Consider the following 14,588-nt stretch of genomic DNA (forward strand, 5'->3'; position numbering starts at 1 on the left):
CAAATAGGCAGACAAAATTGCCTACCGTTTCGAAGCGCGGTACCGTACGCGGCAGTCGATCGCCGACAAGCAAAGCGATTACGGTTCGGCCGAGTCGAGATCGATTTCGGTACCGCCGGCGAGCAAGCCGGGCGTCGGCTCACCTTGAGCACAATCGACGACGAAGATTTTTCCTGCGCCCATGCGGCCGGTGCGGGCGTGCGTCACGATCAGCCGCAATGTTTCTTCCAGCCGATAATCGTCGACCCACAAGTCGATTTGTACCTTGGGCAGAAAGGCGGCCTCGTACTCGCCGCCGCGGTACTCTTCGAGATAGTTCTTCTGGCGACCGAATCCCTTCACCTCGCGGACCAGGCACGCTTCCAGCGGCGCATGCGCCAACTCGCGCAAGACGCGCTCGGCCACGAACGGTTGAACCACGGCGGTGATCTGTTTCACGGCGGAGACCTCACGGCGGTCGTTCACCGTCATGCGGCTGGGAATCGTTCGGTAAAAAGCGCCCTCGCCGGAGGGGCGGTACCATTACCGCTGAGCATACCACCGGCCGAGGCAAAGTGCCAGCCGACGATCCCGCCTCGCATCACTCGACGGCGGCTCGGCTGTCCCGCTAGAATAAGAGCTTGCCCGTAGGCCGTGTTTCGCGGGCAGGCGGCAAGGTGGGCATTGCAGGCAGAATGGAAAAGACGGACGATCACGGAGGAACACGAGGTTTCATCGATGGCAAACCCCCAAGATACGCCGCATCGCACACCGTACCAGCAGCGGATCATCCGCAACTATTACGAAAACCGCGACACGTTGATGTTACAAAAGCTGGGCGAGTTGGTGGGCGATCTGTACCTCGCCGAGGGCAAAGCCCGCAAACGTTTGTGGGAACGTGCAGCGGCGGCGATGAAGAATTTGCAGGTTCCTCCGGCGCGGGTGGCGCACATTGTCGACAGTGACAACCCCTCGTTGCTCGCCCGGCTGCTCGAGGAGCTTCAACGCAAGGGGTGACCGAACACGCGACAGGCATGATCGGCCGGTGCGGTCGACACGCGCAACGAAGGAAACACGATGGCCGGCAACGCGGACGTGATCGAATCGTTACGCTGGAAGAAGTTTCCCGTCCTGGACGACGGCTTCGTCTGCCTGGTCGATTGCATGGGCGACGACGGGTCGATCGTTCAGGCCGCCCGCGTCAGCTACGGCGAAGGCACCCGCCGCGTCTCCGACGATCGCACTTTGATTCGCTACTTGATGCGGCATCAGCACACCACGCCGTTCGAGATGGCCGAGCTGAAGTTTCTGGTCCGCGTGCCGATGGACTGCTGGCGGCAGTGGATTCGGCATCGGACGGCCTCGGTGAACGAGTACAGCACGCGCTACTCGGTGGCGATCGACGCTGCGGTGCAAACCCCGCCCGACGGTTGGCGACTTCAGGCGACCAGTAACCGCCAGGGCAGCGAGGGATACCTCGATCCCGAGCAGGGTGCCGAGTTGACCCGCGACGAGGCGGCGCTTCAGGAACACGCCCGGCAGGTGTACAACCGGCGTTTGGAGTTAGGTGTCGCCCGCGAGCAGGCGCGCAAAGATCTCCCCCTGTCGACCTACACCGAAGCCTATTGGAAGATCGATCTGCACAATCTGTTGCATTTTTTGCACTTGCGGATGGACGTGCACGCGCAGGAGGAAATCCGCCGGTATGCGACGACGATCGGCGAACAGATCGTGGCTCCGCTGTTTCCCGAATGTTGGGCCGCCTTTTGCGACTATCGGCGCGAAGCATTGCACTTGAGCCGGTTGGATCGCGAGGTGATCCGCCGTCTGGCCGAGGCGGGCGCGTTGCCCGCCGACGAAGCGGCCTTTCTCGCGGCGCAAGATCCGGCGTGGAAGGAGCTTTCCCGCTGTCGCGAGCGCGACGAGTGCCGCGATAAACTTCGCCTGTTGGGCTTGTACCGCGACGATTCGTGATCGAAACACACCTCGGGCGACGGAAGACGCCGCACGATCGGGCAGCCAAGGGAGAAGGCGCATGCGATCCATCGTGATCATGAACCAAAAAGGAGGCGTGGGGAAGACGACCACCGCCGTCAACTTGAGTGCCGCACTCGCCGCGGCCGGAAAGACGGTGTGCCTGGTCGATATGGATCCGCAGGCGCATGCGTCGCTGCATTTGGGGATCGAGCCGCAGCTCGACATGCAATCGATCTACGACGTGCTGGTACGCGATCAAACGTTGGCCTCGGCCCGCCGGCAGGTCGACGAGCGGCTGTGGATCGTCCCTTCGCACCTCGACCTGGCCGCCGCCGAAGTCGAATTGGCCGGCGTCGTCGGGCGCGAGGTCATCTTGCGCGACAAGCTGCAAGAGGACGACCTGCGCCCCGATTACCTGATCATCGACTGCCCGCCGTCGTTGGGCATCTTGACCATCAACGCCCTGGCCGCCGTGGAAGAGGTCTTCATTCCGCTTCAGCCGCACTTCTTGGCGTTGCACGGCCTGAGCAAGCTGCTGCAAACGATCGACCTGGTCGCCCGGCGGTTGAACAATCGCCTGCGTTTGTCGGGCATCATCCTGTGCATGTACGACACGAACACGCGCCTGGCGATGGAAGTCACCGAAGACGTCAAAGGCTTTTTCGAAAGCCAGCGCGATCGCCAGACGATCTGGAAAGACGTCCGCATGTTCAAGACGCTCGTGCGGCGAAACGTGCGTCTGGCGGAGGCCCCCAGCTTCGGCAAGTCGATCTTCCAATACGCGCCGAACTCGAACGGGGCGGAAGACTACGCCAATTTGGCGCTGGAAGTCATTGAACAGGAACAATCCCGCGAAGGGTCGCACTCGACGTGACGCGCGCCGCGCGGCTCCTTCCCGACGGACGAAAGCCATGTGTCGCGAAACCCGGAGAATCGCGCACCGCCGAATGCCCGGTGCCGAACTGGTGTTTGCGTGCATTCTGTTATCGGCGTGTGCCGGAGTCGGTTTCACCGAGCCGCCCCCCTCGGCAACACCCCCGTTGCCTTCGATTCGCGGTGTCTTGCGCGTGTGTCCGCAGAATCCGCTCTTCTTTGCCGACGGCGACGGCCGTGCGATCTACCTGGCCGGGCATCAAGGCTTCGTCGATCTGCAGGACAATTCGTTCAACAAACCGTTCGTGTGGAAAGGGCAGCGACGGCTCGACTGGCCCGCGTATCTCGATTTTTTGACCGAGCACCGCTTCAATTACGTCCGTAATTGGATCATTTGGAGCACCGGCAGCGGGAGCATGGCGGCCGTGAACCAGGCGACGGCGTGGCCCATGCCGTATCGTCGGGTCGCCGGCTACGGAAAGGCCCGCGACGGCGGCGACAAGTTCGACCTGAACGCCTTCGACGAGCAGTTCTTCGAGCGCATGCGTCGGCGCTGCGAAGACTTGCAAGCGCGGGGTGTGTACGTGTCGATCATGCTGTTCGAGGTGTACGGTTTTCTCGACGGCGAGGCGTGCGGAAACCCGCCTCAAACCCTGTGGGACGGCAACGTCTTCAACAAGGCAAACAACATCAACGGCATCGACACCGATACGAACGGCGACGGCAAAGGCATCGAGTTCTTCTACACGAACGATCCGCGCATCCGCAGACTTCAGCGCGACTACGTGAAAAAGGTGATCGACACGGTCAATCACCTCGATAACGTGTTCTTCGAGATTGCCAACGAGTTGTACGCGCCGCAATGGCAATACGAGATGATCGACTTCGTGAAGTCGTACGAAAAGACAAAGCCCAAACAACACCTGGTGCTGATGTCGCCCGGCGGAAGAACACCGACAGGCACGTGGCGCCGGATGCCGCGCGAACTGGTCATCGACAGCCCCGCCGACTGTTTCGCCGTCGCCGGAAGCTGGAACAACAACGCCTTTCGACGGATGGATCCGCCGGCCAACAACGCACGAAAGCCGGGTATTGTCGATATGGATCACGTCGCCGCAGGCAGCACCGAAATCGGCTACGTATGGACGGCCTTCACCCGCGGCTACCATTTCAACCTGTACGACAAGCCGTTCGAGCGGCCCGAGACCGAAGGTCCCGACACGCAGCGCATTCGACGCAACCTCACACAAGTCGCGCGCTATGCGTCGCAGATGAATCTTCTTCACACGAAGCCCGCCGGCGCGCTTGCCGGTTCGGGCTTCTGCCTGGCCGAACCGGGACGCGCCTATGTCGTGTACGCACCGGAAGGCGGATCGATCGTGCTTGATCTGTCGGGCACCGAGGGGACGTTCGATACGGAATGGTTCGATCCGACGCGCGTGCGGACGCTTCCCGGCGGCGTCGCGGAAGGCGGCGCACCGGTACGCAGAACGGCCCCTTTTTCGGGACCGGCCGTCTTATGGCTCAAACGACGCGTAATCCCGGACACCGCACGCGCAGACCCTTGATGGGAAAGCCGAACGGGCATCGGCTCCCTGCCAAAATGCGTGCGGCGGCGTGGGGCGGAAGAAGCCGATCGTCCCTCTACCGCGATCGCGGCGCGGGTGATCCTTCCGCCACGGCCGGAAGCGGGGTGCTTTCAATCTGCACGTTCTTGCCCAGCAGGTGTTTCGCAAAAAACGCCTGGATGCGGGCGTCCAACCGCGGGTTGCGGAATCCGCCGTGCCGGCCGTCGATCATCGTTTGCAGGTAGCTTTCGACGCCCGCCTTTTGCAACGCCTCATAGAAAACCTTCGACTGCGGATAGGGAACCAGCGGATCCTTCGTGCCGTGAACGATGAAGCACGGCGCGTCGTCTTTGTCGACATAGCGGATCGGCGACGCGGCTTCGGCCTTCTCTTTGTTCTCCAGGATCGGGCCGCCGATCAACAACGACTCGGGCGAGTCGGGCGCATTGTGGTCCATCGTGCTTTCGTAGTCGCCCATCGTGAGCAGCTCGGTCGGGCCGTACTGATCGACGACGCAGGTGACGGCGCTGGAAAGAGTCGCGTAACGACCCAGGTCGCCTTCGAGCGCCGGCGCGTTGCCCGCAACGCCCAGCATCGCGACCAGGTGGCCTCCGGCCGACCAACCCATGACGCCGATCTTGTCGGGATCGAGTCCGTATTTGTCGGCGTTGCCGCGGATCCAGCGGATGGCGGCCTTGCAGTCGTGGATTTGCGCGGGCCAGGGGGCGTCGCTGGAAAGACGATAGCCGATCGACACGCCGGCGTACTCGCCCGACGCCAACAGCGGAAACAGCCGCGGCAGCACGGCCCGCTTGTCCCCCGCCCGCCAGGCGCCGCCGTGAATGATCGCAATCACCGGTAGCGGCTCCTTGCTCTTGCGGTTCTTGGGTAACAACAAGTCGAGTCGCTGTCGCGGATGGTCCGTCTCGGCATACGGGATGTCGAGATGGGCTTCGAGCGATTCAGGGATTCGCGGCCCTGCGGGGCGATCCTGCGGGTTCTGCCGCTGCCGCGCACGCAAGAGATCGGCCCGCAGTTCGTCGCGGGTGACTTTGCCGTCGCCGTCTTTGTCGATCTGCGCGAATCGCGGTCGCTGAGGCGGCGGAAACTCGTCGGCCGAAAGCGTCCCGTCGCGGTTGCGGTCCAGTCTGTCGAACAGTCCCGCCGCTCGATCGCCGCGCGGTTGCTGTGCCGAAAGGTTTCCCATCATCAGGCCGCAGAGGACCGCCGTCGTTACGAACGTCGTGAGTCGCATTGCGTCTTCCCCTCTCGCGATAAGGACCGTACCCCGTTCCCCCTTTGTCCGTCGATCGCAGGGTAAACAGCCGCCCGGGTGAAAGCAAGTTTTTCGTCTCGCCGCGGCGACCGCCCGACAACGGTCCGGCCGCGGGACGCAAAGCCCCGCCCGACTCACAATTGAAGGGGAATCGGCCGCGATTATACTGGCCTGCGGTCGTCTTCGTCGCGGTTCCCGTACATTGCGGACGCTTCTTCACCCGAACGCCGAACGGCGTTCCAGCCATTGTGAGGTCGATCATGCTGCGCCGACGGATCGTGATATGCGGTATTCTTGCGGGAATCGCCGGGTTGATGGGGCTTGCGACGGCGCGTCCTGCGCTTGCGGCGGAACGTCCGAACGTGGTGTTCATCTTCGTCGACGACCAACGCTTCGACGCCTTGGGATGCGTGAACCCGGCGGCGTACACGCCGAACATGGATCGGATCGCTGCGGCCGGGGTGCGGTTCGAGAACGCATTCGTGACGTTGTCGATATGCAGTCCGTCGCGGGCGGCCGTCCTCACCGGACATTACGGCAGCCGCAACGGTGTGACGACCCTCGGCAAACCGTTGGCCGAAGGGGAAATTACTTTCGCGCAACTGTGCCGTCGCGCGGGATACGCCACGGCCTTGATCGGCAAGTGGCATCTGGCGACCTCGCCGCAAGCATGCGGGTTCGATCGTTGCGTGTGGTTCCGATCGAACGGACCGCACTACGACCGCACGGTACACAACGGCGACCGCGTCGAAACCGCCGAAGGTTTCATCGAAGAGTACAACGTGCGGCGGTCGCTGGAATTCATCGACGCGGCATGCGAGGCCGGCAAGCCGTTCGTTTTGCACTGGTGCACGCAGGTGCCGCACATGACCGGCAAGTTCACGTGGGAACCGAGCGAGCGTGCGCGTCGCCTGCTGGCCGATCGACCGATGCCGCTTCCGGCGAGTTGGCGCGACGACCTGGCGGGGAAACCGCCGTATTTGAAAGGCGCCCGCAGTCGGGTCAAGGCCCAAACCGAATACGGCTACACCGATCCGGAGCGTATCCGGGCGCACTTCCGCGATTACCTCGCCGAGATTGCCGACTTGGACCGCGCGATCGGCGTGTTGTTGGACGGGCTTGCCGCACGCGGCCTCGACGACCGCACGTACATCATCCTGATGGGCGACAACGGCTGGATGATGGGCGACCACGGATTGACCAGCAAGGTACTGGCCTACGAACCGTCGATCCGCGTTCCCCTGCTGATTGCCGGGCCCGGGATTCGACCCGGTGTGTGTGCGGCTCCGGCGCTGAATATCGACGTGATGCCGACCATTTTGGAGATGACCGGGGTGCCCGCTCCTGACGACTTACACGGCCGCAGCCTGATGCCGTTGTGCCGGGGAGAGTCGATCGCGTGGCGCGACGGGTTTTTCTACGAGGCGCCGACCTCGGCTCTGGAGGTCAAACCGCACTTCGCCTGGCGGGAGGCGGGTTGGAAGTACATTCGCACGTTCGCCGCGGAAGGTTCTTCGCAGGTGATCTTCGAAGAACTCTACGATCTACGGTCCGATCCCGACGAAATGGACAACCTGGCCGACGATCCGCAGTACCGGGATGTTCTGGCGAGACTGCGGGCGCGCCTCGAGGCCGAACGGGAAAAGATCCAAGGCCCTACCGAATAGCCCGGGGACGCGCGGGCACGGCCGCCTACTCGACCTCGGCGATCGCTTCGAAATACAGAAGCACCTCGCACGGCTCGGCCTGTGCCCGGCTCAAGCGCGCGGTGATCCGCACCCCCTGCGGAAACACCTGGCTGTTCAGTCGCACGTCGGGACCTTCCAGCGGCTCGATGCGCACCTTAGGCTGCGACGAAAAAGGCGGGCAGAACGCGACGTGGACGACCTTGGCCTTTTCTCCGGGCTCGAACAACACGCGGTAGAAGCCGCTGATCGACTCTCCGCCGGGCGATTGCTGCCTGACGATCTGCTGCACGCAACCGGGGGGCAACAGTTCCTCGTCGTCTTTCGGCTCCTCCTCGAGCGCTTCGGCGTCGGCTTCGAAATCGACCGGCGCCGGCGATTCGGCAACAGCGGTGTTGCTTTCGAGTGCCGTCGATTCGGTGTCGAGTTCGCCCTTCGGCAAAGCGCCGTCCGCCGGTTCGGCCGATCTCGCCGTCGTGTCCGGTACGGGCATTTGCATGCACCATTCGATGATTAGCGGGATGAAGGCACACACCAGCGCAAGCCCGAGCGGCAGTATGTTCGCGGCCGTGCAGGGGAGGAGAAAAGCCGAACCGGTCGTCGCCGAGAGAAGCAGCAGGGCATCCGGTTCGCGGGGGAAGCGGCCCGCGCCGATCCGATTCCGCACGAAATAGCGCAGTCCCAAAAGGGCCGCTTGCAGGGTAAGAACCAGGATCGTCCCTTGGACCGCCGTGGGGTGCAAGGCGCCGCTTGCCAGTCGCCACGCGAACCACCACGCGATCAGCGGGATCCAGGCGGCGCAGGCAAGAAGCGTCCGCTCCCGCACGCGGCGGAAGCCGGACGCTTCGTCGAGTTTCCACGTCACGATTCGGGCGACCATTCCATTCACCGGTCGCGCGGCGTGCGGCAGGCCGATAGGATCAGCGGGCACCGGCGAGTCGACCGGCGGCCTCCTGCAAGTCCGACACGCGATCGGTCTTTTCCCAAGTGAATTCCGGCTCGCTGCGGCCGAAGTGACCGCCCGAGGCCGTCTTGCGGAAAATGGGACGCAACAGATCCAGGTACTCGATGATTCCGCCGGGGGTCAGCGGGAACAGCTCGCGGACGATCTCGCACAGCCGTTCTTCGGGAATCGTGCTCGTCCCCTCGGTTTCGACGAACACGCTCACCGGATCGGCGACGCCGATCGCGTAGGCCAACTGCACTTCGCAGCGCTTGGCCAATCCGGCGGCGACGATGTTCTTGGCGATGTGACGGCACATGTAGGCGGCGCTGCGGTCGACCTTGGTGGGGTCTTTGCCGCTGAAGGCGCCTCCGCCGTGGCGTGCCCAACCGCCGTAGGTATCGACGATGATCTTTCGGCCGGTCAACCCGCAATCGCCGTGCGGACCGCCCGTCACGAACTTGCCGGTGGGATTCACGTGATAGACGATGTCGCCGTTGATCAGCTCTTCCGGCAAGACCGGCTTGACGGCGTTTTCGATGACCCACTCGCGAATTTCGGCCTGGGTGACGCTTTCGGCGTGCTGTGTCGAAACGACGACCGTGTCGATCCGCACGGGCCGGTCGTCTTCGAACTCGATGGTCACCTGGCTCTTGCTGTCGGGCCGCAACCAATCGACCGCCCCTTGTTTTCGCAGGTCGGTCAGTTTGTTCAAAATGCGATGCGCGAGGGCGATGGGCAACGGCATCAGCTCGGGCGTGTGATCACATGCGTAGCCGAACATCAAACCTTGGTCGCCGGCCCCGATGGGCTTGCCCTTGTTCTCGTCGGCGTCGACACCCATGGCGATGTCGGGGCTTTGCCGTCGCAGCGAGACCAAGACCGAGCATGTCTTGTAGTTGAAGCCCATCTCGTCGCTGGTGTATCCGACGTCGCGGATCACGTCGCGGACGATGTCGCTGTAGTCGACTTTCGTCTCGGTCGTGATCTCACCGGCGATGATCGCCATGCCGGTGGCGACCATCGTTTCGCATGCGACGCGGCTTTTCGGATCACCGGCAATGAGGGCATCGAGCACGCCGTCGGAAATCTGGTCGGCCAACTTGTCGGGATGTCCCATGCTGACCGATTCACTGGTGAACAGATACTTGCCTTTTGCCACGGAGACGCCCTCCTACGAAGAAACGATCGATTGTGTTTTTGGTCGGAAATGGACGATACGGACAGAATCGGATCGATCCGGTCTTGCCGCAAAACGCGGCTTCGACCGACGAATCGCCCCCGATTATAGGACTGCTTGAAAGCCGTCCGCAAGCGACGCGCCGCCGCAGGGACGGATACCGGCCGTTCGCGATCACACCGAGCTCAACGCCTCGACGACCAGATCGCCGACCTCGGTGGTGCTGTAGCCCATCTTGCCTGCGGCCTGGCTTTTCATCTTGGTGCCGGTCACGATCTGGATGGCCTTGTTGACACGTTCACCGGCCTTTTCGTGTCCGGTGTGTTCGAGCAACATACCGGCGGCGGCGATGGCCGCGATCGGGTTGATGACGTTCTTACCGGTGTACTTGGGTGCCGAACCGCCCATCGGCTCGAACATGCTCGTTCCGCCCGGTTCGGGATTGATGTTCCCGCCGGCGGCCACGCCCATACCGCCCTGAATGATCGCCGCCAGGTCGGTAATGATGTCGCCGAACATGTTGGTGGTCACGATCACGTCGTAGTAGTCAGGGTTCTTGACCATCCACATGCAGCAGGCATCGACGTGGTTGTAGTCGGTTTCGATGTCGGGATACTCTTTGGCGACCTCTTGGAACGTCCGCCACCACAAGTCGTGGCCGTAGGTCAGCACGTTCGTCTTGGCGACCAAGGTGAGTCGCTTTTTCTTGTTTCGCTTGCGGGTGTACTCGAACGCCCAGCGGATGCAGCGTTCGCATCCTTTGCGGGTGAAGACGGCGGTCTGGGTGGCGACCTCGTCGGGCGTTCCCTTTTTGAGGAAGCCGCCGATACCGGCGTACAGGTCCTCGGTGTTCTCCCGCACGACGACGAAGTCGATGTCGTCCGGCCCGCGACCGGCCAAGGGCGTCTCGACGCCGGGATACAGCTTCACGGGACGCAGATTGATGTACTGATCGAAGCGGAACCGCAGTTCCAGCAGCAAGCCGCGTTCGAGGACTCCCGGTGGAACCTTCGGATGGCCGATCGCACCCAACAGAATGGCCGGGAAGGTCGCCAACTTTTCGATGACGTCTTCGGGCAGGATTTCGCCGGTCTCCAGGTAACGATCGCCCCCAAGGTCGAAATCTTCGAGTTCCAAGGGGATGTTTTCCTGTTCGCACACCGCCTTGAGCACTTTGACCGCCTCGGCGGTAACCTCGGGACCGGTTCCGTCGCCGCCGATGACGGCAACGCGCAGCTTGTTTTCCTCGGCCATCTTACGTATTTCCTCGTTCTTCCCAGCAAAAACTAAAGACAGACTTCTTTCGTCGCTTCGCTCGTGGATGCGTCCGGCCGTTCCGACGCGATAGAACGTCTGTGCACCGGCGAAGAGAGCCATTTTACCCGTCTGCCGGTCGGGCGACAATGAACTACGCGCGCTGAACCCCGTCCGAAGAGGGGTGACGGGCCAAAGAGAACGCCGAATCACATGCGGCGCAAAACGGCGAGGACTTCTTCGACGACCCGGCGGACGACTTCGGGGTCTTCGTGGCACTCGACGCCCGAGGCGACCGGGTCGGCGATCCCCGCCTGGGCCAGCAGGTCGGGCAAGCGCGTTGCCAACTCGGCCAGCGATTGCCGGTCTTTACGCCCCACGGTTTGGGGGCCTTCGCCCATTTGAAATCCGCGGACGGTCACCGCCGTCCGCACGCCCTCGGGGAAATCGGCCGCCTGGATGACTGCATCGAAAATGGGCAGCAACGCGAACTGGAGCGAGCGGGCCGTTTCGTAATCACCGCGAACGACCGCGTCATACAGCGGCTGGGTAATCTCGGGTACGAAGCCGCTCGAACAGATCGTCGCACCGTCGCAGCCGGTGGCCAACATGGCGAACAGCATCGTGTCCCAGCCGGTCAAGAAGCTGAAATCGGGCCGTTGCGGCCGAATGGCGGCCATCATCCGCATCATTTGGGCCATATCGCCGGAGGAATCCTTGATCCCCACGACGTTGGGGCATTCTTCGGCCAGGCGGATGACGGTCTCGGCATCCAGCGGGCTGGCGAACAACGGAATGTTGTACAACGTGACGTCGACCGGGGAATGGTCGGCGATTTCTTTGTAATAGGCGTAGATGTTGTCCGTTTTCTGCCGGTAATAGAAGGGACACACGATCGCCACCGCCCGCACGCCCAACGCATGATACGCCTCGCACGCGGCGATCGTTTGGGCGACGTTCGGTTCGGCGGCTCCGGCCAGCACGGGCACGCGTCCTGCGGCCTGATCGACGGTGATCTCAACGATCCGGCGCCGCTGTTCGGCCGACAAGCGGGTGAACTCGCCGGTCGAGCCGTTCGGGTACAAGCCGTGCACACCTTTGGCGATCAACCAGTCGATGTAACGGCGCAATTCCGACTCGTGGATCCGTCCCCGCGCGTCGAAGGGGACGACCATCGGCGTGAAAATTCCCGAAATGCGTTGTGCGGCCATGTTGTGCCCGAGTCCTCCGCCTGCTTCGGCGGACGTGGTTCACGAAATCTCCAAGGCGATCGGCGACACGTTTCCGACCGGCGGCCGATACGTGATGCCGACACCACCATTTTCGACACCGCCGGGGCCGGCAACTTGAACGGTTTTGTCGATTCTTTGCCCTGCGATCACGTGCGCCCGGTGGCGAAAAGTGCCGCACGCTGGAAAATGCGGCACTACGCCGCCACAATGCCGGTCGATGACGCGCCCGACCGCCTTCCGGCACGCCGGGTGAAAGTCTGTTAGTATACACAATTGTGGCGATTTAGGGGGACAGCCCAAAGATTGCTCGGGGAAAACGGCGAGTCCGGGTGCCCATGGATACCAAGACGAATCGACGCTCGCGATACACCGCCGTTGGGTCGGCCGGTCTTGCGGCCGCCGTGGCATACGCGGTCGCCTATCTTGCCGCGCCGCTTGGCGAGCTCGCCGCAGACGGAACGGCACCTCCCCGACTGGCGATCCTGCAACTGATTCTCGTTCCCGAGATTCTCGTCGAGGCGTGGTTCGGCGATCCGCCCGTGCCTTACGTGCTCGATCGCTTCTTCGTCGCGGCGGGCGCGACGGCGATCCTCGTGTGCACGTGGCGATGGGGTGTTTGGGCGCTGCGCGCGTTGCGGTACGAGACCGCCTTACGGCCGGGCGAACGGGCGGCGACGGCGATCTCTCTCGGGCTTGCTGCGCTTTCAACGATTGTGTTTTGCCTCGCCCTTTCGGGGTTTCCGGGCGGTCGGTTGATTCTCGCGGGCATGCTGGTGCTTCCGGCGGTGTTCGACGGCCTGCGGTTCGCCGTCCGGCGCATCGATCCGGGGACGGCCGTCCCGTCGATGAAAGGGGCTTTACGGGCCGCGTCTCGATACCGGTGGTGGATTGCCGTCGCGGTCTTGTTCGCCGCGCCGATCCTACTGGGCGGCATGTTGCCGCCGTTGGAGTTCGACGTCCTTGAATATCATTTGCAAGCCCCCAAGGAGTTCTTCTCGGCGGGCCGTCTGCACTTCTTACCGCACAACGTGTATGGGAACATGCCTTTGGGCGCCGAGATGTTTCCCTTGGCCGGTATGGTCCTGACCGGCGACGTGCTCACCGGCGCGATGATCGGAAAAACGGTGATTGCCGCGTTCGCCCTGCTGGGGGCCGTTTGGGCTTACGTCGTCGCCGCCCGGTTGGGCGGCCGAGCGGCCGGTTGGTGTGCCGCGATCGTGTTGCTTTCAAGCCCGTGGACCGTCCGCGTTTCGACCTTGGGCCTGATCGACCTGGTGCCGGGAGTGTATCTGCTTGCCGGTCTGTGGTTGCTGCTTCGGCCGGGACGATCCCAAGCGCGGCGCGACCCGCAGGGCGAGGGGCCGTCGGCTGCCGCCGTGTTCTTGGCGGGCGCTTTCGCCGGTACCGCGGCGGGATGCAAGTATCCGGCCGTGCTCTTTTGCACGCTCCCGGTTGCCTTCGTTTTGGCGGTGCGGCTGCGCCGGTGCCCGCAGTCGTGGCTGGTTTCAGGACTGGTCTTCTTCGGAGGCGCACTGGCGGCCGGAGGCGGCTGGTACCTGAAGAACTGGTGGTTTACGGGGAACCCGGTCTATCCGCTGCTCGACGATTGGTTCGGCGGACCTGCCTGGGACGTCGCCCAGCAGGCGAGCTGGCATCGAGTCCATCGTCCGCCCGATTTCGCGGTCGCAAGCTTGCTGCACGATCTTCGGCAGCTCGCATTCGGCAGCGCTCAAAGCCCGTTCGTCTTGCCCGGCGTCGTTTTGGGGGTGCTCGCCGCAATTCGCCGGCGCCGTTTGCGCGGAATGCTCGGCGTGCTTGCCTTCGGTGTCGTCGCATGGTGGTCGGCGACGCACCGTTTGGAGCGATTTCTCGTGCCGCTTTTGCCGCTAGCCGCCGTGGTGGGCGGCGTGGGGGCCGCCGATGCCTTTCGCCGCCTGCGGGCGACCTTTGCCGTTGCCGACGATCGACGATCGCCGGTGGGAAAGAGGACCGAGCGAAAGCCGAGTGCTTCGAGCCGAAAGGGACGGCACTCGCGGCGGCTTTCCCGTGCCGCTGCTTCCGCCGAAACCACCGAGCCGCCTCGGGGATCGCTCGTGTGGCGGATGGTCGCGGCGGGCCTCGTCTTCCTCATCGCCGTCGATTGGTTTTCGGTGACGACCTCGTTGGGAGGCGATAACCGCTACTTCGTGTCGTTGGAGACATTGAAACACGATCGGACGTCGGCACCGATTCGCGTCCTGAACACCCTCGAAACCGATCCGGGAGAAAGGATCCTGGCGGTAGGCGATGCCGCGTTGTTCTACCTCGATAAACCGGTGATGTACGCCACTTGTTTCGACCGGCATCCCTGGAGGACGATCGCCGAGGGCCGCTCGCCGAGGGAAATCGCCCGCGAGTTGAACGCGCGACGCATTCGCTATGTCTACGTAAACCTCACCGAGTTGGACCGCTATCGATCACCCGGCAACTACGGATTCGATCCGTTCGTTCAGGCCGAGCAGTTTACGGCGCTGGAACGGGCGGGCGTGCTGCGGCGCATCGCCGAGGGCGACCGGCCGCGGTACGTGATTTACCGAGTCGAATCGCCCTAGCCGGTTCACACGGCGACTGGCCCGACGGCC

General features: G+C 63.3%; 12 protein-coding genes. 6 read left to right on the forward strand and 6 right to left on the reverse strand.

Annotation, left to right across the window (positions count from 1 at the left end; genetic code table 11):
• Positions 1-78: 78 nt before the first annotated feature.
• Complete coding sequence (locus ACYQ2I_RS01100) at positions 79-471, reverse strand: P-II family nitrogen regulator (RefSeq protein WP_460165138.1); 393 nt, start codon at positions 469-471, stop codon at positions 79-81.
• A 246-nt stretch (positions 472-717) separates the two neighbouring features.
• On the opposite strand from ACYQ2I_RS01100, the gene ACYQ2I_RS01105 reads away from it, so the two are divergent.
• From ACYQ2I_RS01105 to ACYQ2I_RS01120, 4 genes are all read left to right on the forward strand, one after another.
• On the forward strand, positions 718-996 hold the full coding sequence (locus tag ACYQ2I_RS01105; protein WP_460165139.1) for a hypothetical protein: 279 nt from the start codon (positions 718-720) through the stop codon (positions 994-996).
• 60 nt (positions 997-1,056) lie between these two features.
• Positions 1,057-1,953, forward strand: a complete 897-nt coding sequence (thyX, locus tag ACYQ2I_RS01110; protein ID WP_460165140.1) for an FAD-dependent thymidylate synthase — start codon at positions 1,057-1,059, stop codon at positions 1,951-1,953.
• 61 nt (positions 1,954-2,014) lie between these two features.
• On the forward strand, positions 2,015-2,830 hold the full coding sequence (locus ACYQ2I_RS01115; protein WP_460165141.1) for a ParA family protein: 816 nt from the start codon (positions 2,015-2,017) through the stop codon (positions 2,828-2,830).
• Positions 2,831-2,867: 37 nt separating this feature from the next.
• Positions 2,868-4,397, forward strand: a complete 1,530-nt coding sequence (locus tag ACYQ2I_RS01120; RefSeq protein WP_460165142.1) for a DUF6298 domain-containing protein — start codon at positions 2,868-2,870, stop codon at positions 4,395-4,397.
• A gap of 76 nt (positions 4,398-4,473) precedes the next feature.
• Here ACYQ2I_RS01120 and ACYQ2I_RS01125 read toward each other — a convergent pair whose 3' ends face one another.
• Positions 4,474-5,652 carry an alpha/beta hydrolase fold domain-containing protein gene (locus ACYQ2I_RS01125; protein ID WP_460165143.1) on the reverse strand — a complete coding sequence of 393 codons (1,179 nt, stop codon included), beginning with the start codon at positions 5,650-5,652 and terminating at the stop codon, positions 4,474-4,476.
• Positions 5,653-5,933: 281 nt separating this feature from the next.
• On the opposite strand from ACYQ2I_RS01125, the gene ACYQ2I_RS01130 reads away from it, so the two are divergent.
• Positions 5,934-7,340 carry a sulfatase-like hydrolase/transferase gene (locus tag ACYQ2I_RS01130; RefSeq protein ID WP_460165144.1) on the forward strand — a complete coding sequence of 469 codons (1,407 nt, stop codon included), beginning with the start codon at positions 5,934-5,936 and terminating at the stop codon, positions 7,338-7,340.
• Between the two features lie 25 nt (positions 7,341-7,365).
• On the opposite strand, the gene ACYQ2I_RS01135 is transcribed toward ACYQ2I_RS01130, so the two are convergent.
• From ACYQ2I_RS01135 to ACYQ2I_RS01150, 4 genes are all read right to left on the reverse strand, one after another.
• Positions 7,366-8,238, reverse strand: coding sequence for a hypothetical protein (locus ACYQ2I_RS01135; protein WP_460165145.1), 873 nt, complete (start codon positions 8,236-8,238; stop codon positions 7,366-7,368).
• 40 nt (positions 8,239-8,278) lie between these two features.
• On the reverse strand, positions 8,279-9,463 hold the full coding sequence (metK, locus tag ACYQ2I_RS01140; protein ID WP_460165146.1) for a methionine adenosyltransferase: 1,185 nt from the start codon (positions 9,461-9,463) through the stop codon (positions 8,279-8,281).
• Between the two features lie 192 nt (positions 9,464-9,655).
• Positions 9,656-10,735, reverse strand: a complete 1,080-nt coding sequence (locus tag ACYQ2I_RS01145) for a 3-isopropylmalate dehydrogenase (protein WP_460165147.1) — start codon at positions 10,733-10,735, stop codon at positions 9,656-9,658.
• Positions 10,736-10,944: 209 nt separating this feature from the next.
• Positions 10,945-11,946, reverse strand: a complete 1,002-nt coding sequence (locus tag ACYQ2I_RS01150; RefSeq protein ID WP_460165148.1) for a dihydrodipicolinate synthase family protein — start codon at positions 11,944-11,946, stop codon at positions 10,945-10,947.
• A gap of 356 nt (positions 11,947-12,302) precedes the next feature.
• On the opposite strand from ACYQ2I_RS01150, the gene ACYQ2I_RS01155 reads away from it, so the two are divergent.
• On the forward strand, positions 12,303-14,558 hold the full coding sequence (locus ACYQ2I_RS01155; protein WP_460165149.1) for a hypothetical protein: 2,256 nt from the start codon (positions 12,303-12,305) through the stop codon (positions 14,556-14,558).
• Positions 14,559-14,588 lie beyond the last annotated feature (30 nt).

Source organism: Thermostilla marina (assembly GCF_054657455.1).